Below are 23,413 nucleotides of genomic sequence, written 5' to 3' on the forward strand. Positions count from 1 at the left end.
TTTATTTTAAAACAAAAAAGACTGTAGGCAAACTCGAAATTTCGAGTTTGTCTACAGTCTGAAGCGAGTAAGTTGTCACTTACTCGCTATATATCATTTGGAGGAGTTTTTCATTGCACTAACTAATAGAACGACCTTCTTTTCTAACTAGAAAGTTTAAAGTTTGCGTGATATTGAAAAATATTAAAATATCTTCGGTATTCGAGAAAGAAATCAAAGGAGGCATAGTATGAAACTTCTATATATAAAGCAAAAAGTGTTTAGTTTAAGTGGCAAATTTACGGTAAAGGATCAGCAGGAAAAGGATGTATATTACGTGGAAGGCAGTTTTATGAAAATTCCAAAGACATTCTCCATTATGAATGAAACAAGAGATGAAGTTGCTCTTATTACGAAAAAGGTATTCAGCTTTTTACCGAAGTTTTTTGTGGAGGTAAATGGGCGGGAAGTGTTAACGATTAAGAAGGAGTTCTCTTTGTTTAAAGCACGCTATACGATCGATGCAGCAGACATTAAAGTAAATGGTAACTGGTGGGATATGAATTTTCAAGTTTTACAGCATGGTGTAGTCATCGGTAAAGTGACGAAGGAGTGGTTCACTTGGGGTGATAGTTATAAGGTACAAATAGAGAATGAGGAAATGGAGGCTATTATTATTGCGTTTGTTGTTGCCATTGATTGTGTTAAGGCAGACCAAGCAGCTGCCTCCTCGGCAGGGACGATTTAATGTGAGCAAATAAAATCCCCATTTATTTTTTTATATATGCTACATTAATAGAAAAAATGTTATCTAAAAGAGGGTATCAACCGTGGAATCGCAATTGACAGCATATATTACGCTTGTTTGTACATCGGGAGTACTTAATTTGTACTTATGCATATATGTGTTTATGAAGCGTCATAATTATACGAGTATTGCTAACTACTTTATTCTTTATACGGGAGCTATTAGCATTTATTGTTTTGCTTCTGCTATGGGCTTAGTATCAACGACAATTGAACAAATACAATTTTGGACAATCATTCAGTATGTCGGTATGCCATTTTCCCCACCCTTAGGATTATTGTTTACTATGCATTATTTGGGTATTAAAGTTACGAAAAAAAGATGTCTTGCCCTTCTTGTTCTTCCCTTTGTTACTTTGATCATGGTAGCAACGAATAATTGGCATCATCTTCATTATAGAGTAATTCAAATTGATCCAACTTTGGGGGCTCCATACGTTTATCAGGAAATAGGAATTTGGTATATGATTCATGGTGTTTTCATATTTTCCTGCATGTTTGTAGCTTTTTTATTATTGATCTCTCGCTGGAAAGAAACGGCCAAGCCTTATCGTCCACAGCTAATCGCGTTAATATGTGGTCAACTTGTTCCGATGCTTACGGCTTTTCTATATTTAATTGGGGCCACTCCTCCAGGCGTTGACCCTGTACCGATAATCTTATGGCTTTCTTCTTTATTATATTTATGGTCTATTAGCTCTTCGCGTTTGTTTGCAATTATGCCAATTGCTAAAGATACTATTTTCAATAGTATAAATGATGGTGCTATTGTATTAGATGAATCTTATCGGCTAATTGAGTTTAATCAATCCTGCAAGCGTATGTTTCCTCGACTGGATAAATCAATGCTAGGTCAGCATTTTGATAAAGTGTGGTTTGAACTATCAGGAGATCTATTTCCTTTTAAATTAGAAAATGTTGATGAACATAGTCAGGAATTACAACTAGCCACTAATCATGCGGATTGTACTTATCAAATTCGAAGTACTCCGTTGGAACATGCGAAGAATAGAAAAGGGCAGTTATTAATTTTTACGGATATTACGGAGATAAAAAGACTCCAAGTAAAATTAGAGCATCAAGCTTATTATGATGAGCTTACCCAAATCTACAACCGACGAGCTTTTTTGCACCAATGTGAGCAAGACTTTAATGCATCAAAAAAGTTTTCCTCTCCATTTACAATAGTATTGATGGATATTGATTATTTTAAAAAGGTAAATGATACGTATGGACATCATGTTGGGGATCAATTGCTCGTACATGTTGTAAAAGTTTGCCAATCCCAACTGGAGGAGGGACAATTCTTTGCTCGATATGGTGGGGAGGAGTTCGTTCTTGCACTGAAAGGGTCTACAGCATCAGAAGGAGAAGTATTAGGCAATTTACTGCGGAAAAGTCTAGAGATTCACCCCCTCATTAATACTGAAGGGATTATCTCTGTTACGTTAAGCTTTGGGGTGGCTGAAGCAATGGAAGAGTTAGAGGAGACACTATCTCAGCTTTTGAATAAAGCGGATAAAGCCTTATATTCAGCTAAGGAAGAGGGGCGCAATCGAGTACATGTCTATTCAGCTAGTCTGGAAATGGTTAATTGAAAATGTGAATGCTACTAATGACCAGGTCCTCCTAGTATATTGGAGGCCTGGTCATTATTTTACATTTGTATCACTATTCACGAAATTTTCCGCCAAAATGACAGTGCTAGCATAATAGTCTATAATAAAAACCATTGTAATCACCCTTCAACTAGTCAGAAAGGGGTTTTTTTATGATTGAATTACATAATGTCAGTAAACGTTTTTCGAAATTTCTAGCCATTAATTCGGTATCCTTAACTTTAAATATAGGAGAGATTCACGGCATAATCGGTGCTAGTGGAGCGGGTAAATCCACCCTGCTTCGGCTGATGAATTTGTTGGAAATCCCCAATGAAGGCGAAGTGATAGTGGATGGCCAAACACTAACGAAGCTGAACAGAAAAGAACTTCGACAGGCTCGGAAATCTATAGGGATGATTTTTCAACATTTTAATCTAGTGGCCAATAAAACAGTATACGAAAATGTAGTTGTATCATTAGAACTCGCAAGATTTCCGAAAAAAGAACGCAAAAGCCGTGTACTGGAGTGCCTTCAGTTTGTTGGGCTGGAAAGTTTGTTGGATAAATATCCTGCACAATTAAGCGGAGGACAAAAACAGCGTGTTGCAATCGCTAGGGCATTGGCGAATAATCCGCAAGTTTTGTTATGTGATGAACCCACTTCTTCTCTAGATCCCAATACAACCGCTGAAATATTAGCAGTATTAGAAAATATAAATAAAAGCTTAGGTGTTACAATTGTCATTGTCAGTCATGAGATGGATGTGATTAAAAGTATATGTAACCGTGTAACTGTAATGTCAGACGGTGAAGTATATGACACGGTATCAATAGAAACGAACAGAGTTCTACAATCACATAATAGTCCAGAATACTTTATCGAACAATTAACAAAGGAGGGTGTGACCCACCATGCCTGAGATATTAGTTCAATATGAGGCTGAAATTTGGACATCTATTGGAGAAACCTTTGTAATGGTTGGGGTGTCTATTTTAGCGGCAATTTTAATAGGGCTACCAGTTGGTACGTATCTTTACCTTTCTAGGAAGGGTCAAATGCTGGAGAATCGGATTGTTTTTTCGACTTTAAACTTATTGGTCAATATAATACGTTCTTTTCCGTTTTTATTGCTAGTAGTTTTTTTAATCCCATTTACAAGATTAATTATGGGAACGGCAATTGGTACAGCAGCTGCAACTGTTCCATTATCTATAATTGCTATAGCTCACTATTCACGATTAGTCGAGCAATCTTTATTGGAAGTACCAAAAGGTGTTATAGAAGCGGCTGTTTCTATGGGGGCTTCTGTTAAGGAAGTGGTTTTTAAATTTATTTACGTAGAGGCCCGTTCAGGGCTTGTACTTGGGTTAACAACATCGATTATTAGTTTTATATCGTATTCGACGATTATGGGAGTTGTCGGAGGCGGTGGTATAGGAGACTTTGCCATTCGTTATGGATATCAACAATTTAAAACGGACTTAATGATTTATGTGATTATTATTATGGTCATATTGGTACAGCTCTTACAATTTATTGGAACAACTGTATCCAGAGGGATTGATAAAAGATAAGTAATAGGAGGAAAGAAAATGAAGAAAATACTTGTTCTACTTACAATGATAACTTTAATATTAGCAGGTTGTAGTCAGAAGAATGAAGTGAAGGATAAGGAAAAAGTGCAAGAGAAAGAACAAGAAGAAGTAACATTGAAGGTTGCTTCACTAATCCCCCCAATGACGGAAATTTTGGATCTTGTTAAACCTAAGCTAGCAGAGGAAGGAATTAAACTTGAAATGGTTGTATTGAGTGACAATGTACAACCTAACAGTGCTCTTGCAGCGGGCGAGGTAGATGCGAACTTCTTCCAACATGTTCCGTATATGGAGCAATTCAATAGAAACAATGATACAGAGCTAGTCCCAGTTGTCCCTATTTATTTTGCGAATTATGGCGTTTATTCTAAAAAATATAACTCGATGGACGAATTACCAGAGGGTGCGGTAATTGCCATTGCAAATGATGTTTCTAATATAGACCGTTCTTTGGCATTGCTAGCACAACATGATGCTATTACTTTACAAGAAAAAACAGGTCCTTATTATACGAAGACAGATGTAGTGGAAAATCCAAAAAACTTTAAGTTTGAAGAAGTAGATTTGTTAATGTTAGCGAGAATGTATGATGATGCCGATGCAGTAATTATGACCCCTGCCTACGCAGCACCACTTGGTCTGACACCAAAAAGCGATGCGCTTTTAACTGAAGGAGCAGAAAACGACTTTGCTATTACGCTAGTAGCACGCAAAGATAATGCAGAATCAGAGGCCATTCAAAAGCTAGCTGAAGCAATGACAAGTCCAGAAGTTCGAGAGTTTTTAGAAAAAAATTATGATGAAACTGCAATTCCAGCATTCTAATAGAGAAGAGCTATTCATGTTGTTTTACAACGTGAATAGCTCTTTTTTTATAGAAAAGGCATTAAGTTCGGAGATACAGCTTGTTGGTTGTAAAATGATATCATTTTAATATTTTGGAGGATTAGAATACCCAAAAGAACAAGAATATCTTATGGAAATCGTACTCATTGCCGTAGTAAAATATTTCTGTTATTATTTAGATGTCAAATATTTAGATATCTAAATATCTAAATATATAAAACGAGATTACATGAATAGCTAATGGTGTCTCTTATAAGGAAGGGGTTATTAAAAGATGGGAAGAGTTGAAAATAAAGTTGCATTAGTAACCGGCGGCGCTTCAGGTATAGGATTATCGGCAGCAACGCTTTTGGCAAAAGAAGGGGCAAAAGTAGTTATTGCTGATTTCAATGTGGAAGGTGCAAAGGAAGCGGCAGAAAATATAAAAGCTGAAGGCGGAGAAGCTTTCGGTTTATTCCTTGATGCTGGAGATGAAAGTTCTATTAAGGAAGCTATTGAGTTTACCGTTAAGCATTTTGGAAAGATTTCGGTTCTATTTAATAATGTAGGTTTAACAAATCTGAAAAAGGATTTAGACGTCGTTAATATGGATCTAGATGAGTGGGATCGCCTTATGAATGTAAATCTAAAGAGTGTTCTAGTAGGGAGTAAATTTGCTATACCACATATGATCGAAGCTGGAGGTGGTTCGATTATTAACACAGCCTCTATGGCTGGATTTACTGGTGATTCTATTCGTGCTGCTTACGGAGCATCAAAAGCCGCAGTCGTAAATCTTACGAAATATATTGCTACCCAATATGGGAAGGATCAGATTCGTTGTAATGCAGTGGCACCTGGATTAATCTTAACCCCTGCAGCGGAGAAGAATATGGTACCGGAAGTACTGGATATATTTGCTAAGTATAATGTGCTACCATATCATGGAGAACCAGATGATATTGGATATACAGTGCTATTTTTAGCATCAGATGAATCGAAATTTATAACTGGACAGACAATCCAAGTAGAAGGCGGTCATTATATCGCCAACCCAAGTATTGCGGACTTCACTGAATTTATGAAAAAAGCACAAAGCTAATAGTACCGTTAATGTAATCGTTTATTATTAATTTATTGGCATTACACGGGAAGTTTCATTTCTGTTTTTTATACAATTGATACATGCTATAAATCGTTGCTTCAATAAGAAAAAGAAATTAATAACAGCAAGATTTTGGTATTAAATAAAGAAATACAAAAATGTACAAGGCAATCCGATTGTCTGTGCATTTTTTCTTATAAAGAAAAAGTACCTATGACCAAACCAGATTTCTTGCAAAACAATTAAAAGATTTGCTACTATTTAGATGTTAAATATTTAGATATCTAAATATATGTGGAAAGAGGTTATTCTAATGAAGTTACAAGGTAAAGTTGCAATTGTAACGGGTAGTGCTTCCGGAATTGGAAAAGGAATTGCACTGGCAATGGCAAAAGAAGGTGCACATATTGCAATTGTTGATGTCAATGAAGAAAAAGGAAAAGAAACTCTTACTGAGGTCAATCAATATACAGAAGGAACACTTTTTATTAAAGATATCTCGATTAAAGAGAACGTTTACGAAATCGTTGCGGATGTTATAAAGAAATTTGGTAAGTTGGATATTATGGTAAATAATGCACATGTCTCTAGGCAAGCATCCTTTATTGAAACAACACAAGATCAACTTGATCTATCTTTTGGTACAGGTTTCTATCCTACCTTTCACTTTATGCAGGCAGCCTATCCTGAACTAAAAAAATCTCGAGGAAAGGTCATCAACTTTGCTTCAGGAGCCGGAATCGATGGACAAGTCACTCAAACTTCTTATGCTGCTGCAAAAGAAGCGATTCGTGCAATCTCCCGTGTCGCAGCCAATGAATGGGGTCCTGAAGGTATTAATGTTAACTTAATCTCCCCAATTGCATTGACACTGGGAGTTGAGCAATGGAGTGAAAGTGCTCCACAACTATACGATGCGATGATTAATAAGATTCCGCTACGCCGACTTGGTGATCCAGAGCAGGATATCGGACAAGTAGCTGTATTCTTGGCAAGCGATGATTCAAATTATATTACGGGTCAAACTATCATGGTTGACGGTGGGGCTATAAAATTACGTTAAGGAGAGATTATCATGGGAAAATTAGAAAATAAAGTAGCAATAATTACAGGGGGCGCTTCAGGAATTGGTGAAAGCATGGTTGATTTGTTTAGCCAAGAAGGTGCAATTGTCATTGCTGCTGATATTAATGAAGCGGCACTTGAAAGAGCAAGTCAAAAAGAAAATGTCTATGGGATGAAACTAAACGTTGCATCGGACGAGGATTGGAAAGCATTAGCCAAAGAAGTGAATGATCGTTTCGGTAAAATTGATATTCTTGTAAATAATGCGGGGATATCATCAGAAAAACCATTTCAAGAAATTGATTTAGATGATTGGCAAAAAATGCTTTCGATTAATGGTTTCGGTCCATTTGCCGGTATGAAGCATGTTGCTCCATATATGGCAGCTCAAAAGAATGGTTCTATCATCAATATTTCTTCCTATACAGCCCAAATTGGTCAAGGCTTCAATCATTATTCTGCTTCCAAGGGTGCAGTGCGTGCAATCTCAAAAGCAGCTGCAACAACATTTGGAAATCAAGGTGTACGTGTAAATACACTTTTCCCTGGAATTATTGAAACACCAATGACCCAAACTTTAAGTACATCTAAGGAACTTCTTGGTCGCTTAATTCAAGCAACACCTTTGCAACGACTAGGAAAACCTATGGATATAGCAAACGCTGCATTGTTCTTAGCATCGGATGATTCCTCATACATCACAGGTGCAGAACTAGTTATAGACGGTGGATTCTCAGCTCAATAATGTGTATGCTAAAGAAAGCCCCTAATTTTGATTAGGGGCTTTCCCTTATGGAAAGCGAGGATTTATTCTTATGAAAGAACAGACAATTTTTGAACTAATTCATAATATGGATAAATTTACAAATAATTTAATCGTTCAGTGGAATAAGACATTCAATGAAGAGCTTGGTATATCTCATGTACTTGTACTTGCACATTTGAAAGAGTATGGTAAAAGTCGTCCATCTGATCTTGCAAAAACACTTGGATTAACCCCCGCAACCCTCACTCATTTATCGGAAAAACTTGTTCTAAAAAAATTGGCCATTAGGGTAATAGATGAATCCGATCGTCGTATTATTTATTTACAAATTACCAATAAAGGTGTTGATACGGTGCATAGGGCAAACCAAGAAGGGCATGCATTACGCCGTACTCTATTTGAAAAGTTAACAGATGATGAAAAGCAACAACTAGCGGAAATTTATGAAAAGCTTAATGGTCTTCAGTGATTTTATTTAGTTTATAGACCCTGGGAAAGAATTCTTACCTTTAATCGGCTTTTAAATAACTTACAATTGTACTATAATAATAGGTGTTTAATCTATAAATACTGTAATGCACTAGGACATGGTTATAATTAAGGCAGAAAAGGTGTGTGTCTAGGTCGTATTTTTGCCTCGGTAAGATACCTAGGTAAGAGTACCTGCATCCTTTTGTGTAAATTTTAGAGTATAAGGATGGTAAAAATGAGCAATCGAGAAAATACAACAGACGTCATTTTAATCGGTGCTGGCATCATGAGTGCAACTTTAGGGACACTTTTGAAAGAATTAGCACCAGAATGGAATATTAAAGTGTTTGAGAAGCTCGAAAATGCAGGGGAAGAAAGCTCTAACGAATGGAATAATGCAGGAACAGGGCATGCTGCACTGTGCGAGCTTAACTACACTGTCGAAAAGCCAGATGGATCTATAGATATTAGTAAGGCTATCAAAATTAATGAACAGTTTCAGCTGTCCATGCAATTTTGGTCGTATCTTGTGAATAGTAAGCTGATAAATAATCCGCAAGACTTTATCATGCCTTTACCTCATATGAGTATGGTACAAGGTGAAGAAAATGTAACTTTTTTAAAGAAACGTTTTGAAGCGTTGTCAAATAACCCTTTGTTTAAAGGAATGGAATTTTCCGATGATCCAGCCAAACTAATGGAATGGATTCCGCTTATTATGAAAGACCGTGTGTCGAATGAGCCTTTAGCTGCGACCAAAATCGATACTGGAACAGATGTTAATTTTGGTGCTCTGACGCGCATGTTACTTGAACACTTAAAAACTAAAAACGTAGATATTCGTTACAAACATGGTGTTGAAAATCTTAAACGTACGGACGATGGCAAGTGGGAAGTGAAAGTGAAAAATGAAGCAGAAGGTAAGATAGAATACCACAATGCAAAATTCGTTTTTGTCGGAGGCGGAGGCGGAAGCTTACATCTATTACAAAAGTCGGGTATTCCTGAAGGAAAACATATTGGGGGATTCCCTGTAAGCGGTCTATTCTTAGTCTGCAACAATCCAGATGTAGTAGAACAGCATCATGCAAAAGTTTATGGAAAAGCAAAAGTAGGCGCTCCACCGATGTCTGTTCCCCATCTTGATACAAGATTTATTGACAATAAAAAATCATTATTGTTTGGACCTTTTGCTGGTTTCTCACCAAAGTTCTTAAAAACTGGCTCTATGCTTGATTTAGTAACTTCGGTAAAACCAGATAATCTCGTAACGATGTTGGCAGCAGGTGCAAAAGAGATGTCATTGACAAAGTATCTGATCCAACAAGTTATGTTATCGAAAGAAAAGCGTATAGAAGAGTTGAGAGAATTCATCCCTAATGCTAAACTCGAGGATTGGGATACAGTGGTTGCAGGTCAACGTGTACAAGTTATTAAGGACACAGAGGCTGGTGGTAAAGGAACACTTCAATTTGGTACGGAGATTGTTACTGCCGCTGATGGTTCAATTGCGGCATTGTTAGGGGCATCTCCTGGAGCTTCTACTGCTGTTCACGCGATGTTGGAGATACTTAGTAAATGTTTTCCACAGCATATGCAAGAATGGGATGCGAAAATTAAAGAAATGATCCCTTCTTATCGTGTATCTCTAATGGAAAATCCAGAGCTACTGCATGAGATTCATGCCTCAACTGCAGAGGCACTTGCTTTAAACGCTGAAGTTTCTGCTAATCATTAAATCATTCTTTATATATCAAAGTAGTCAAAGCCCTTACATAGAGTGAGGGCTTTTTTGTCTGTAAGGAAACTATAAAATGGGGACTTGTTTTATGACTTACTCCAAGTAATCCAAAGTTTATAAAAATGTACGGTGAACTTAGGGTTTCCAATAGTTAAAAGTGAGGGTTTACTACTGGTTTCCGATTCAAGTGGACGCGTTCCGCAGGGGGAGTCGCCACCTTTCACTTCAATCAATAATGAGGAGTACTTCATTAGCTGATTGGGCAATGCATATCGCTTAGATGATAAGGTTTTCCTTATTACTAGCGTTAATTTCATCTTGACGTTTTTCAAGTAATACTAGTTTATTTAACTGTTTCTTATTCTTTTTTGTAAAGTGAACATGGTTGATTAGAGCGCAGGATGGTGCTCCCCGTGGGTATAGCACGAGCCGGAAGCATCGCGAGAACAAAGGGACGAGGAGATTGAAGCCGTGACCTCGAAAAAGCATCTGCCCGGAGCGGAAATCAACGGTATATCTATGCTGTGTCTTTTTGCCCGGTTTTTTGATGTAAAAGAAAGAACTTTATTGGCTAAGGCTAAAATTATTCAAATGTAGCACATTGTCGTAACTTCGCGAATAAGATGTCAATGAGAATTATCTTATAGCTAGGAGTACGATATTGTGAGAAAATGGTTTATTTTAGTCTTAACTTTATGTTCATTAGGACTAGCAGGTTGTCTAGGGAATGTAGTAAGTGAGGAGTTAGAAACAGATGACAATGTACAAAAACTGCCTTCTGTGGAGGTAAAAACACCCGTAGTTTATGAAAAAGAGGAAGAAGAAACAAGTCCTTTAGTTGTAAATATTCTAGATCCATTTACGTTAAAAACTATTAAAACATTATCACCACAAGAATTAGGATACGACACAGACTTCGAGGCATATAAAAAGCAAATTGAGCAAATAGCTTATGTATTAGCAAGGGGTACAAAATCCGAAGCTGGTTATGACAAGAGAATGGTTCTTGATAAAATGGACGAAAATGGAAGCTTTATTAAAGGAAGTCCAAGAATTATTTTAAAAGAAAGTGAATTGGTGGAGAAAATTTTAGAAGCATCAACTACTGGAACGGATGTTGAAATTCCCTTGTATATAACAGAAAGTAAGTATCCGGTTGAAGATCTTCCTCACTTAGAGGATGTAATGGTTGCTTCTTATACAACGTACTTTAATACCGAGGACGTGGATAGAAACAAAAACATTGAACTTTCAGCAGAAGCTATTAATAATGTTGTCGTTGGAACTGGGGACTATTTCTCGTTTAATATGTTGACAGGGCCAAGAGACGAAGAAAATGGCTACCAGCCTGCACCGGAAATAATAAATAAGAAACTTGTCATGGGAATCGGTGGAGGTGTTTGTCAAACTTCCTCAACACTTTTTAATGTAGTTGATCAATTACCAGTAGAATATGTGGAGAGAAATCATCATTCATTGGACGTGGGCTATGTACCAAAAGGAAGAGATGCAACTGTTTCATATGGCACGTTAGATTTTAGATTTCAAAATACAAGTGAAGCACCTTTTATGATAAAGGCGATATATGGTAATGGATTTCTTACAATAGAAGTAAGAACTTCTAAAAAGTATGAGCATATACTTATTTCAGGGTAAGTAAAAATTTCACTTAGACATATTTCAAATAGAATAGTTTATAGAGTCGTGATAACGCGAAAGCCCATCCATGTATAACATCGGTGGGCTTTTGCAGGATACTCCTTTGACAAAGTAGGCTTCTTTCGATTAATCGCCTTTTTTCATGATGAAACTTAAATGCCTTCCGCATTGTTTGTCTTGACGATAGGAGAAACCACTTGGATCTACGAATGTACAAGTTCGATCTATCGTAATTTGCTCCGCTGGGATTCCAGCTAACTCACATTGTTTTTTAACAGTTTGCTGATTATCAATATGATATTTATTGGTGCGCTCATTGTAATAGATAAAACTATCCGCATATCCTAAACCTTTAAATTTATTATATACATCTACATCTACTTCGAATTTTTCTTGGCTCAGAGCTGCCCCAATATGAACATGTAGATTATTTAGATTACAGTTTTCTACATGTTTCAGATGTTCCCAAAGCTTCAATGATATTTCTTTTACGGTACCTTGCCATCCTGAATGAATAACACCTACGAGACCACTTACCTCATTGTAAAACATCACCGGCACACAATCTGCAGTAAAGCTACATAATAACAAATTAGGTTCATACGTATAAAGAGCATCAGTATCGGCAATTGCGGAATCCGTATGATTTGCTCCATATCCTTTTTCTTTAGACGTTACCCGTTGAAAATGTGCACTGTGGGTTTGATTTGCACAGACGAAATCATCTAACCTACAATCCAAGGAATCAGCTAACTTCTTACGATTAGCCAATATATGGTCAGGAGAAATACATGCATGAAGTGCCATATTGTTAAGTTCGAGCTCAGCACTATCTTTAAGAGTCATTCCTGCTATAAACTTTTCATTATGTAAGTACATTTTTGTTTTCATCTCATCACCTTTTTTAACTATATATTAGTGAGTTAATGATGTATAGGAAAGTGTTAAAAGACCAGTTGCCAAAAAAACTATTCATGTTAGTATAGAGGCATATAGCGTACTGGCTCGATAGGAGGAAATAAAGAATGGCTAATTTACCAAATTGTCCAAAATGTAATTCAGCATATACATATGAAGATGGAAATCTATATATATGTCCAGAGTGTGCACATGAATGGACTACTGATGAAGAAACAGCAGGAACTGAACATATAAAGGTTGTAAAAGATGCAAATGGTAATATTTTAAGTGATGGAGATTCCGTCACTATTATTAAAGATCTTAAAGTAAAAGGAAGTTCCTCCACATTAAAAATAGGAACAAAAGTAAAAAGCATTCGTTTAGTAGATGGCGATCATGATATTGATTGTAAAATAGATGGTTTTGGCGCGATGAAACTAAAATCTGAGTTTGTAAAAAAAGTATAATCTCATATGGAAAGACGAAGCAGACAACTCCATGTTTCGTCTTTTTTTTTCTTCTATAAAGTTCGGTGTTATACTCAAATTATTAAATAAGCGCTTCTAGGAGAGTTCCATGATATTAAAAAGTAATTGGTTCAATTTAGTAATGACGGCGTTATTGACTGTTTTTGCAAGTGAATTTAAAATTATTCCCTTTAATGGGGAGGATTTTCGTTTTGGTTTAGGAAGTATTATTTTCTTTCTGCTTATTCTTATTCGACCTCCTGCTTCGCTTATTTTAACGGGTACTATTACGGGATTGTTCGTCGTGGTCGCACGAATTATAGAGGATATATTGTTTGCAGCTGATACTCTTTGGCCTAGTGTCATCAATCATACGCCTGCTTTTTTATTTTATTTTTTGTTTGCACTTGGATTTCGACTGTTTAAAATAGAAAAATACAGAGCTGCTCCGTTTCTTTTGGGGGCTTTGGGAGTTGGATTAGAATTCATCGCAAATGGGATGGAGCATCTTTTGCGTAATTGGTTTATGCAAGATGGGAATTTAGGTTTGCAAGAATGGGCATTACTATTAGGAGTGGCAGTTTTTCGAAGCTATTTTGTTGTCGGTTTATATAGCTCCATTACAATGGCGGAACAAAAAAAGCGAATGGAAGAAATGCTAGCAGTTGGCTCAGAGCTATACGCAGAAACCCTTTACTTGCAAAAATCGATGGATCATATAGAAAAGATTACTGCTTCTAGTCATGATTTATATCGAAAGTTGAAGCAAAATGACATGCAGGCATTAAGTGTTCAGGCATTACATATTGCTCAAGAAATTCATGAAGTAAAAAAGGACTCCCAACGAATTTTAGCAGGATTGCAGAATATTACTGAAGTAAAAAAAGAACATTCTTTTTTCGTTTCAGAAATATTTCAGCTCGTCATACATGCAAATGAAAAGTATAGTCAACTTTTAAAAAAAAGTATACAGTTTTCTTCCACAGCAGCGTTCGATTTTGAGACCAAACAGCAAATACCACTTTTAGCATTATTGAATAATATAATGGCTAATGCGGTAGAAGCTATTCAGGGCAAAGGGGAAATACATATACATATGTATGAGGATTCTTTCTTTACTTGTTTTTCTATAAAGGATTCTGGGGCAGGGATCCCAAAAGAGGATATTTCTATTATTTTTGAACCAGGTTACACGACAAAGTTCAATGAAAAAGGGGTAGCTGCAACTGGCATTGGCCTATCCCATGTACAGGAAATTATACAAATGCTTGAAGGGGAAATACTAGTTGAGACATCGGAACTAGGAACAGTTTTCCAAATGAAAGTGCCAACTAAAAACGTAAGAAAGTGAGTGAAAAAACCTGCGTTATTTTATAGTAGATGATGATACAGCAAGTAGAACAATGCTAAAAAAGATAATTACAGAAGGGGATCTTGGTTTAGTCATCGGTGATGCAGACAAAGGAACAAGTTGCATATCCCCGATTCTTACTTTACAACCAGACATCGTATTAATCGACTTTTTAATGCCGGAGCTAGACGGCATCGAAACAATCGAGCATTTAAGAAAAGAAGGTTTTAAAGGGCAATTTATAATGATCTCTCAAGTCATTAATAAGGAAATGGTCGGAGAGGCATATGAAAAAGGTATAGAGTATTTCATACATAAGCCAATTAATCGTATTGAAGTGCAAAGTATTTTGAAAAAAACAGAAGAACAATATCGTCTCAAGGATTCTTTACTTGCTATCCGAGACTCTTTGGCAAATATTACTCCCTCCTCTATGCATACCCCTAAAAAATCAACCGTAAAAGAAATCGTATTTACAACATTGAGTAATATGGGAATCGTAGGAGAGGCGGGAAGTGAGGACATAATTGCGATTATGAATTTTCTATTAGAGGAGCATAATGAAATGACTCCGTTACCGCCTTTAAAAGAATTATATGAAGCTGTAGCCCTAAAAACAGGTAACTCTTTGATAGATGCTAAAAGAGAAAGCAAAGCAATGGAACAACGCTTACGACGAACAATATTAACTGCGATGAGTAATTTGGCATCTTTAGGAGCTATTGATAATACGAATCCGGAATTTGAGTATTATGCACCACGTTTTTTTGACTTTCAAGAAATAAGAAATCAAATGATTCATATACAAGAAGGGATGGAAGATCAACTTAAAGTGAAGGTAAATAATAAAAAATTTCTTCAAGTTTTGTATTTAGAGGTTTTAGATAAATACAAGCAGTCCAAATAAATTAATAATTTGAATTGTCACTAATGAATGAATAAATGTCGGATTTTGTCGGATTATATAAGTGTGCCATAAAATATTCTTAATCTTACTCTTAATGTAGGAAAGCGTTTTCAAGAATTGAGGGGTGACTTATAGATGAAGAAGAAATTCAAACTTACTTTGGGATATCAAATTTTAATAGGTCTTGCACTTGGTATTATTGTGGGTGCCGTATTTTATGAAAACCCCGCAGTAGAAAAGTATTTGCAACCAATTGGTACAATTTTTCTTAACATGATTAAAATGATTGTAGTCCCAATCATTGTTTCAACACTTATTTTAGGTGTTGCTGGGACCGGTGATATAAAGCAATTAGGTAGACTAGGCGGTAAGACATTAATTTACTTTGAAATTGTTACAACCATTGCAATTGTAGTTGGTTTATTGGCAGCAAATATTTTCAAGCCAGGTGTAGGAGTAGATATGTCTTCCCTGACAAAAGGAAATATTGATCAATATATTCAAACGACAGAACAAGTACAGAGTCACGGGTTTATGGACATTCTTGTTGGCATCGTTCCAAGTAATATCATTCAGTCAATGGCAGCGGGGAATATGCTTTCTATCATTTTCTTTTCGGTCGTATTCGGTTTAGGTATTGCTGCAATCGGAGACAAAGGAAAGCCAGTACTTGCCTTTTTCCAAGGGACAGCAGATGCCATGTTCTGGGTAACAAACTTCATTATGAAATTTGCTCCATTCGGTGTATTTGCATTGATCGGAGTCACTGTTTCTAAATTTGGACTAGAATCCTTATTGCCGCTTGGGAAGTTAATGATTCTTGTTTATGCAACGATGATCTTCTTTATTATTGTTGTGCTAGGTGGTATTGCCAAGCTTGTTGGTGTGAACATTTTCCACATTATCAAGCTGTTGAAAGACGAGCTGCTACTAGCATATTCGACTTCTAGTTCTGAAACCGTTTTACCAAAAGTGATGGAGAAAATGGAAAAATTCGGTTCACCAAAAGATATTGTAGCGTTTGTTGTTCCTACCGGTTATTCGTTTAATCTTGATGGTTCTACTTTATATCAAGCTCTTGCAGCAATCTTTATTGCGCAAATGTATGGAATTGATTTAAGTATAACGCAGCAAATCACTTTGGTATTTGTACTGATGGTGACCTCCAAAGGGATCGCTGGTGTTCCAGGTGTTTCTTTCGTTGTATTGCTTGCAACCTTGGGAACGGTTGGTATTCCATTAGAAGGACTGGCGTTTATCGCTGGGATCGACCGTCTTTTAGACATGGCGCGAACAGTTGTAAATGTAGTTGGTAACTCACTTGCTACAGTTGTTATGGCTAAATGGGAAGGTAGATTTAGAGAAGAACCTAAAAATGAACAAGATAAGAATTACCATGCTTCTGTGGAAGAATTAATATAAACAACACTTAAAAAACCGGCTATCCAATTTGGAGGCCGGTTTTTTGGTGCAGGGTATGCATTATTTAAGCGCTGTATAGAGATTATGCGTCTTATGGAAGTGTCCGCTTGGATTCGGTGCAGAGGCATTCGCTTTCCACGGGCATTACCTTAACCGCCTCGCGTAGCTAGCGGGTCTTCGGCTAATGCATTTCCCGTAGGGGTCTCACGCCGCCGTGCTAAATCCAACTGTTTCATAGTGATTGTTCCATAATCGTATCCAAAAAATGGCTTAAAGCAACAGAATGGTCTTGGAGAGCAACCAATTCAATATTGAGAGCAACCAGATTAACCTGGAAAGCAACCAATTCGATAACGAGAGCAACCAAATTTCTATATTGGAATTAACTTACAGTGAATGTCGCATAATCGGTTATTTTAGGTAGATATTTTGATGGATTGGAGCAAAAAAGCGGCTGCGATCATCCAAAAAAATGCGCAACATATTCCTACGTACTCGCAATGTTTTAAACGGACAGGATTTTATGGTTGCCATTTTAACAATTGGTTGCTTTTTAGGAGCAAATTAATCTAGCTTGGTTCTTTTCCCACATGTAATGGTTACTAAATACAGATAAGCTATTCCTTTTTAGGATTGAAGCGAAAAGACGGCGACTCAAACGGGATTAAGTGAGATAGATGAGAATTCACAGGCGGCTGCGTAAGCGGACGGTGAAGTGCTCATCGCTCACCCCGTAGAAAGCGTCCGTCCTGCAGCGGAAATCCAAGCGGATACTAACTAAGACGCACATACTGTCCTATATAAGACTAGTGCTAGGAATTACAACACTTTTTGAACATTAAAAAATTCATTAACCAATACAGCAGATTGAGAGAACTGTAGTCCCAACTGCCAAGCTCCAACTCCTCTTAAACGGTATTCCACTACTAGCTCAAGCTTTTCAGCACGTGCTCTGGAATCTTCATACCATACGATATGTCTTTTACCCGTTTCATCCCAATATTGATAAAAAGGCTGTTGGTATTCGGTTGAATATTGTATTGGTACTTGATACTTCATTGCATTTGCTACTGCCGTTGATACAGAAACAGCGCGTGCACTTTCCACGTCTCCATTATCCATTGTCCAATCGTAGCCATAGCGGGGTACTCCTAGAATAATCTTATTTCTATTCATATGATTAAGTGCATATACAATTGTCTGCCTTACTTCGTTTATAGGGGCAACGGGGCCTGGGTCACTAGTTGCTTCATGCCAGTCGTAAGCCATGATAAATACAAAATCTACTGCTGCTCCGATGCCTCCGTAATCATAACCCTTTAACCAAGGGAGATTGTCACTTGTTTTTGCCGGAACTGCAACAGAAGTATAATAACCCGCTGGCTTTAAACGTTCTCTTAATGCATGTAAAAAGCCGGTATAAGAATCTCTCAAGTCTTCTGGTACTTGTTCAAAGTCAACATTCACACCGGCATAGTTCTTGCTTTGGACAAGCTGGTATATATTATTAATAACACGATTTCTTAATGGAGTAGAACTTAGAATCTGTCGTGTTAATTGGGGATCAAACCCAGCTGATGTTAAATTGGTAATAACTGCAAGGGGTGCCACTCTATTAGCCCTTGCTACTCTTATAATCCTCTCATCATCTAATGTACTTAAGCTACCGTCTTCTAAAACATGGTATTCAAAAACACCTAGAAAAGTGTTGATGGAGGCAAAGCTTTGTATAAGATAATCGTTTCTTGCCGCTGTTGAAGGAACTAGATAACTAAAATTTTGGGCATTGTATTTAATTCTTGGGGGTAAATACAATTGAGTTCCGACCATTAATGTATCGGAATGCAAACCGTTGATGAGACGTATTCTATTAATTGATATAAAGCTCATTTGTGAAATGGAATAGAGTGAGTCCCCAGGCTGAACAGTATACATATTGGTTGGGATCAGTAAATCTTGTCCTGGTACTAAGCTATCCGTTTTTAAGTCATTAATTTCACGGACACTATCCATTGAAACTTGATACTTGCTAGCAATGGAGTATAGAGAATCACCCATTTTAACTACATAAATAAATATAAAGCTCCCTCATTTCTACATTAGTCATTCATTTAACCATATGTAATTGCTTTTTTATTCATAACTACCGGTCTTTCCGTATCAAAAAACAATCATAATTTAAAAGAGTAGTTGACACATATTATCCATTGTTGTAGACTATGAACAATAATTAAATACAACCTCACTTAAGTAAGTGAGGTAGAGGCGCGATATTTATTAGTTCCTAGTGGAGTTTGAGAAGCCATGATTCTAGGAAGAAGGAAATGTCGCCGAAGTTTGTAATAGTTCTCCATGTTACATGCTGGGTCTGCAGTGAATAACTGCAGGACTGTCCACTTAAAACGTCCCGGTTTTTTGTGGTGTGCTATCTCATTTGGGTAAAGTAGAGGATTTAGGGCAACTATACAAATTGCGACCTGAGTTCATCTCAGGTCTTTTTTTTATAAGTTGTCCTTTTTTAGATTTATAAAACATAAACTTATATAAAAGGGGAGAAACAGACGTGAAGAAAAAAATAGTAGCTCTAACAATGTTCGTATCTATTATTTTGCTATTGGCAGCATGTGGAACAAAGGATTCAGGTAAATCAGGGTCATCTTCATCAACAGAAAAAGATACATTTACAATCGGATTAGAAGCAGGATATCCTCCTTTCAACTGGACGCAAATGGACGACTCTAACGGTGCTGTGAAATTAGATGGAAATGCGGAGTATGCTGGAGGATATGATGTAGAAATCGCCAAAAAAGTTGCAGAAGGCTTAGGAAAAGAGTTAGTTGTTGTAAAAACCGAATGGGATGGTCTTGTACCAGCACTAACATCAGGTAAGATTGATGCAATTATGGCTGGGATGTCTCCGACAAAAGAACGTATGAAGACTATCGACTTCTCTGATAACTATTATACTTCTAACTTTGTAATGGTCGTAAAAAAAGGTGGCCCTTATGAAGGTGCTACTTCCATCCAAGACTTTAAAGGAGCAAAAGTAACTGGTCAGCTAAACACATCGCATTATGGAGTAATCGATCAAATTGAAGGTGTAAAAAAACAAACAGCTATGGATAATTTTCCAGCAATGCGAGTTGCATTAGAATCAGGTAAAATCGATGGTTATGTATCCGAGCGTCCTGAAGGAATTAGTGCTTCTACAGCCAATGAAAACTTTGCAATGATTGAATTCACAGATGGATTCAAAGCATCGGAAGAAGAAACGGCAGTTGCAGTAGGGCTTAAAAAGAATAGTGAACTAACAGCTAAAATCAATGAAATTCTAGCAAAAATATCAGATGAAGAACGTCAAGAAATGATGGATAATGCAATAAAAAATCAACCAGCTGCAGAATAATGATTACACATACCGGCTGCAACTTTATTGCAGTCGGTTTTTATATATAGAGGAGGAATATGATGAGTTACGAATGGATAGTATCAATCGTTTCCGATAACTGGCCAATGTTCCTTCGCGGAGCAGGTTTTACGTTACTAATTTCAATAATTGGTACGATAATTGGTTCAGTGATTGGTTTATTGGCAGGAGTGATAAGAACAATTCCTGTACCAGAGCGAGCAGCAAAAAGAATTGTATTAAAAATAATCAATATTATTCTTTCCATATATATTGAGTTTTTCCGTGGAACACCGATGATCGTACAAGCAATGGTTATTTACTATGGTTCTATGTTAGCTTTTAATATCGATATGAATCCTGTAATGGCAGCGGTATTTATCGTTTCCATCAATACTGGGGCGTATATGGCGGAGATTGTTCGCGGGGGAGTTATCTCTATTGAAAAAGGGCAATTTGAGGCTGCACAAGCAATAGGTATGAACCATTTACAAACAATGTTCCATGTTGTGCTACCTCAAGTAATTCGCAATATTTTACCGGCAACTGGAAATCAATTTATTATTAATATTAAAGATACATCCGTGTTAAACGTTATTAGTGTATCCGAGTTGTTCTTCCAAACAAAATCAATTGCAGGAAATAACTTCCGATACTTTGAATCGTTTTTTGTAGCATGTGTTTTATATTTCGTTATGACATATACCGTGACATTAATATTAAGATATTTTGAAAGAAAACTAGACGGCCCAGAAAACTACAGTATGATCGGACAACCAGCACAAGTAACCTTTACAAATACAAAGGAAAGCTAAGAAAAAGGAGGAGCAATAATGGAAAAAGTAATTGATATACAACATTTAAGCAAATCCTTTGGAGCACGTGAAGTACTAAAAGACATCGATTTCTCAGTGAACAAAGGGGAAGTGGTAAGTATTATCGGCTCATCTGGTTCTGGGAAATCCACCCTTCTTCGTTGTATAAATCTTTTGGAAAAACCAAGTGGCGGTCAAATTATCTATAAAGGTGAAAATATTTTAGACGACAAACACGATATACATGCTTATCGAACAAAGTTGGGGATGGTTTTCCAACAGTTTAACTTATTTAATAATCACAATGTATTAAGTAATTGTGTCGTGGGACAAGTAAAAGTATTGAAGAGATCAAAAGAAGAAGCGGAAAAAATAGCGACTAAGTATTTGAAAGTGGTAGGCATGGATCAGTACGTGAATGCCAATGCGAAACAATTATCAGGTGGTCAAAAGCAACGTGTTGCAATTGCCCGAGCACTTTCAATGGAACCTGACGTTATGCTGTTTGATGAACCAACATCTGCTCTAGACCCTGAAATGGTAGGAGAGGTTCTCAAAGTTATGAAAGAACTTGCCGAATCTGGGCTCACTATGTTGATCGTTACGCATGAAATGGAATTTGCCAAGGAAGTTTCAGACCGCGTCGTGTTTATGGACAAAGGAGTTATTGCAGAGGAAGGAAGTCCCGAACAACTATTTAACAATCCAACACAAGCACGTACGAGAGAATTTTTAAAACGTACTCTAAAATAATGAAGGACATCCATTTATATTTCCACATAAATGGATGTTTTTTTGATAGAAACATATCGCAGGCTAGGGAAAGTGCGTCGTAACTTAGTTGCTTCCGCTCCGAGCAAAGAATGTTGCTATGCGAGCATAACGAGGTAGCATACGAGCATAAAATTTTGATCCAATCCATTTAAATTAATCAGATTCGTCATGGAAAGTGCATGTTCAACAGTGTCCGCTGGTCTTTCCGTGAAGAATTGGTTGCGCTCGTTGTCAATTTGGTTGCTTTCACGCCAATACTGGTTGCGTTTCCTGTTGAATTGGTTGCTTTCACTAGCTATTTGGTCTCGCTTAGCCATTTCCTAACTTTTAATGGATATTATATACAGATAATAGCGCCTATTTTGATGGATTGGAGCTGAAGGTCGGCGACTCCAGCGGAATCCAAGCGGACACTAATTACGACGCACTATTCTATAAATGTCTAATTATATTTGTTTAAATTTCCTATAATATTTAATAAAACATAATTGATATTTAACCTAATCTAATTCATTATTAATAATAGACAGTCTTTTACGTTATTTGGGTAAAAGAAATATGTCCGATAAAGGAAGAAACCTGTGAGAGAAGAAAATATTACTCGTATAAACTTAGATGGTAAAGAATTAATATTAATTGGAACCGCACATGTATCCAAACAAAGCGCAGAACAAGTAAAAGAAGTAATTGAGGCGGAAAGACCAGATTCTGTTTGTATAGAATTAGATGATCAAAGATATCAATCTGTTATGGAAGGAAGCAAGTGGAAAGAAACAGACATTTTTAAAGTAATTAAAGAAAAGAAAGCAACCTTACTTTTGATGAATCTAGCCATATCCTCTTTCCAAAATCGTTTAGCAAAACAATTTGAGATTAAGCCAGGTCAGGAAATGATCCAAGGTATCGAATCGGCAAAAGAAACTGGAGCGAACCTCGTTTTAGCAGATCGTAATATTCAAATTACCTTTTCTCGTATTTGGCATAATCTCGGGTTTATGGGAAAGGCAAAGCTGCTTAATGGAGTAATCTTTAGTATTTTTAGTAAGGAAACTATTTCAGAAGAAGAACTGGAAAAAATGAAAACACAAGATACGCTAAATGCGGTTCTTGCAGAGTTTACAGAGTCTTTTCCTAAGTTAAAAACTCCGTTAATTGACGAGCGAGATCAGTATCTTGCCCAAAAGATTAAAGAAGCACCAGGGGATAAAGTAATTGCCGTTTTAGGAGCTGCACATGTTCCTGGTATTACTAAAGAGATTCATAAGGAACATGATTTAGAGGCGCTGTCCCAGAAACCACCTAAATCGATTATGCCGAAGCTTCTTGGGTGGGCCATCCCTGCTCTTCTAGTCGCTATTGTTGTGTATACTTTCATAGCAAATCCAACTGCTGGTTTCGATCAAGCACTAAGTTGGGTTTTGTGGACAGGTAGTTTTGCAGCTATAGGGGCTGCTCTTGCACTAGGTCATCCACTAGCAATACTATCTGCTTTTATAGCGGCACCCATTACAACCTTGCACCCTTTAATAGCATCTGGTTGGGTTTCAGGTATTGTGCAAGCCTACTTCCGAAGACCGAATGTTGGTGATTTTGAAACACTTTCAGAAGATGTCTTTACAGTAAAAGGTTTTTGGCGCAATAAAGTAACACGTATTTTATTGGTTGTTGTATTAACAAATCTTGTGGGCTCCTTAGGAACGTTAATAGGTGGGGCAGATGTAATTCGTTTATTTTTTAAAAACTTTTAACTCTTAAC

The 23,413-nt window shown here is 36.9% G+C and carries 22 protein-coding genes and 1 riboswitch; of the genes, 19 read left to right on the top strand and 3 right to left on the bottom strand.

Translation table 11 applies throughout. The annotated features are described in order from the left end of the window. Nucleotides 1-229 precede the first annotated feature (229 nt). From FS486_RS18510 to FS486_RS18560, 11 genes are all read left to right on the top strand, one after another. On the top strand, nucleotides 230-727 hold the full coding sequence (locus tag FS486_RS18510) for an LURP-one-related/scramblase family protein (protein WP_144513697.1): 498 nt from the start codon (nucleotides 230-232) through the stop codon (nucleotides 725-727). Between the two features lie 82 nt (nucleotides 728-809). After that, nucleotides 810-2,384 carry a histidine kinase N-terminal 7TM domain-containing diguanylate cyclase gene (locus tag FS486_RS18515; RefSeq protein WP_144513699.1) on the top strand — a complete coding sequence of 525 codons (1,575 nt, stop codon included), beginning with the start codon at nucleotides 810-812 and terminating at the stop codon, nucleotides 2,382-2,384. Nucleotides 2,385-2,557: 173 nt separating this feature from the next. Further along, nucleotides 2,558-3,307: a methionine ABC transporter ATP-binding protein gene (locus FS486_RS18520; RefSeq protein WP_144513701.1), complete on the top strand. Its 750-nt coding sequence runs from the start codon at nucleotides 2,558-2,560 to the stop codon at nucleotides 3,305-3,307. Then, complete coding sequence (locus FS486_RS18525; RefSeq protein ID WP_144513703.1) at nucleotides 3,300-3,962, top strand: methionine ABC transporter permease; 663 nt, start codon at nucleotides 3,300-3,302, stop codon at nucleotides 3,960-3,962. The genes FS486_RS18520 and FS486_RS18525 overlap by 8 nt, the downstream gene beginning before the upstream one ends. Nucleotides 3,963-3,980: 18 nt before the next feature. After that, the gene (locus FS486_RS18530; protein WP_144513705.1) at nucleotides 3,981-4,808 is read left to right on the top strand and encodes a MetQ/NlpA family ABC transporter substrate-binding protein; all 828 of its coding nucleotides are present in this window, start codon (nucleotides 3,981-3,983) and stop codon (nucleotides 4,806-4,808) included. Nucleotides 4,809-5,103: 295 nt separating this feature from the next. Then, the gene (locus tag FS486_RS18535; protein WP_144513707.1) at nucleotides 5,104-5,910 is read left to right on the top strand and encodes an SDR family NAD(P)-dependent oxidoreductase; all 807 of its coding nucleotides are present in this window, start codon (nucleotides 5,104-5,106) and stop codon (nucleotides 5,908-5,910) included. A 316-nt stretch (nucleotides 5,911-6,226) separates the two neighbouring features. After that, the gene (locus FS486_RS18540) at nucleotides 6,227-6,976 is read left to right on the top strand and encodes an SDR family NAD(P)-dependent oxidoreductase (protein WP_144513709.1); all 750 of its coding nucleotides are present in this window, start codon (nucleotides 6,227-6,229) and stop codon (nucleotides 6,974-6,976) included. A 12-nt stretch (nucleotides 6,977-6,988) separates the two neighbouring features. Continuing rightward, on the top strand, nucleotides 6,989-7,723 hold the full coding sequence (locus FS486_RS18545; RefSeq protein WP_144513711.1) for an SDR family NAD(P)-dependent oxidoreductase: 735 nt from the start codon (nucleotides 6,989-6,991) through the stop codon (nucleotides 7,721-7,723). A 70-nt stretch (nucleotides 7,724-7,793) separates the two neighbouring features. After that, nucleotides 7,794-8,213, top strand: coding sequence for a MarR family winged helix-turn-helix transcriptional regulator (locus FS486_RS18550; RefSeq protein WP_144513713.1), 420 nt, complete (start codon nucleotides 7,794-7,796; stop codon nucleotides 8,211-8,213). 237 nt (nucleotides 8,214-8,450) lie between these two features. Continuing rightward, a complete protein-coding gene (locus FS486_RS18555) occupies nucleotides 8,451-9,953 on the top strand; it encodes a malate:quinone oxidoreductase (protein WP_144513715.1) in 1,503 nt (500 codons plus the stop codon). 666 nt (nucleotides 9,954-10,619) lie between these two features. Further along, nucleotides 10,620-11,612 carry a VanW family protein gene (locus FS486_RS18560; protein ID WP_260858160.1) on the top strand — a complete coding sequence of 331 codons (993 nt, stop codon included), beginning with the start codon at nucleotides 10,620-10,622 and terminating at the stop codon, nucleotides 11,610-11,612. A 129-nt stretch (nucleotides 11,613-11,741) separates the two neighbouring features. Here the strand turns inward: FS486_RS18560 and pgeF are convergent, their stop codons facing one another. Beyond that, on the bottom strand, nucleotides 11,742-12,506 hold the full coding sequence (pgeF, locus tag FS486_RS18565; RefSeq protein ID WP_144513717.1) for a peptidoglycan editing factor PgeF: 765 nt from the start codon (nucleotides 12,504-12,506) through the stop codon (nucleotides 11,742-11,744). Nucleotides 12,507-12,640: 134 nt separating this feature from the next. Here pgeF and FS486_RS18570 point away from each other — a divergent pair, with 134 nt between their 5' ends. From FS486_RS18570 to FS486_RS18585, 4 genes are all read left to right on the top strand, one after another. Then, a complete protein-coding gene (locus FS486_RS18570) occupies nucleotides 12,641-12,982 on the top strand; it encodes a zinc ribbon domain-containing protein YjdM (protein ID WP_144513719.1) in 342 nt (113 codons plus the stop codon). Between the two features lie 109 nt (nucleotides 12,983-13,091). After that, nucleotides 13,092-14,333 carry a sensor histidine kinase gene (locus FS486_RS18575; RefSeq protein ID WP_260858161.1) on the top strand — a complete coding sequence of 414 codons (1,242 nt, stop codon included), beginning with the start codon at nucleotides 13,092-13,094 and terminating at the stop codon, nucleotides 14,331-14,333. A gap of 10 nt (nucleotides 14,334-14,343) precedes the next feature. Further along, complete coding sequence (locus FS486_RS18580) at nucleotides 14,344-15,240, top strand: response regulator (protein WP_144513721.1); 897 nt, start codon at nucleotides 14,344-14,346, stop codon at nucleotides 15,238-15,240. A gap of 135 nt (nucleotides 15,241-15,375) precedes the next feature. Next, entirely contained in the window at nucleotides 15,376-16,662 is a 1,287-nt protein-coding gene (locus FS486_RS18585; RefSeq protein WP_144513723.1) for a cation:dicarboxylate symporter family transporter, read from the top strand. Nucleotides 16,663-17,481: 819 nt separating this feature from the next. Here the strand turns inward: FS486_RS18585 and FS486_RS18590 are convergent. Next, a complete protein-coding gene (locus tag FS486_RS18590) occupies nucleotides 17,482-18,720 on the bottom strand; it encodes a glycosyl hydrolase family 18 protein (protein WP_260858162.1) in 1,239 nt (412 codons plus the stop codon). 194 nt (nucleotides 18,721-18,914) lie between these two features. Next, a riboswitch (Lysine riboswitch) is annotated at nucleotides 18,915-19,098 on the top strand. Between the two features lie 127 nt (nucleotides 19,099-19,225). Here FS486_RS18590 and FS486_RS18595 point away from each other — a divergent pair. The 3 genes from FS486_RS18595 (at nucleotide 19,226) to FS486_RS18605 (ending at nucleotide 21,636) form a co-directional block, all read left to right on the top strand. Further along, entirely contained in the window at nucleotides 19,226-20,068 is an 843-nt protein-coding gene (locus tag FS486_RS18595; RefSeq protein WP_144513727.1) for a transporter substrate-binding domain-containing protein, read from the top strand. A gap of 62 nt (nucleotides 20,069-20,130) precedes the next feature. Further along, nucleotides 20,131-20,883: an amino acid ABC transporter permease gene (locus FS486_RS18600; protein WP_144513729.1), complete on the top strand. Its 753-nt coding sequence runs from the start codon at nucleotides 20,131-20,133 to the stop codon at nucleotides 20,881-20,883. Between the two features lie 18 nt (nucleotides 20,884-20,901). Next, nucleotides 20,902-21,636: an amino acid ABC transporter ATP-binding protein gene (locus tag FS486_RS18605; protein WP_144513731.1), complete on the top strand. Its 735-nt coding sequence runs from the start codon at nucleotides 20,902-20,904 to the stop codon at nucleotides 21,634-21,636. 116 nt (nucleotides 21,637-21,752) lie between these two features. Here the strand turns inward: FS486_RS18605 and FS486_RS18610 are convergent, their stop codons facing one another. After that, on the bottom strand, nucleotides 21,753-21,974 hold the full coding sequence (locus FS486_RS18610; protein WP_144513733.1) for a hypothetical protein: 222 nt from the start codon (nucleotides 21,972-21,974) through the stop codon (nucleotides 21,753-21,755). Nucleotides 21,975-22,238: 264 nt separating this feature from the next. On the opposite strand from FS486_RS18610, the gene FS486_RS18615 reads away from it, so the two are divergent. Then, on the top strand, nucleotides 22,239-23,405 hold the full coding sequence (locus FS486_RS18615) for a TraB/GumN family protein (protein ID WP_144513735.1): 1,167 nt from the start codon (nucleotides 22,239-22,241) through the stop codon (nucleotides 23,403-23,405). The last annotated feature ends 8 nt before the right edge of the window (nucleotides 23,406-23,413 follow it).

Source organism: Bacillus sp. FJAT-22090, from assembly GCF_007676755.1.
Taxonomy (GTDB): Bacteria; Bacillota; Bacilli; order Bacillales_A; family Planococcaceae; genus Psychrobacillus.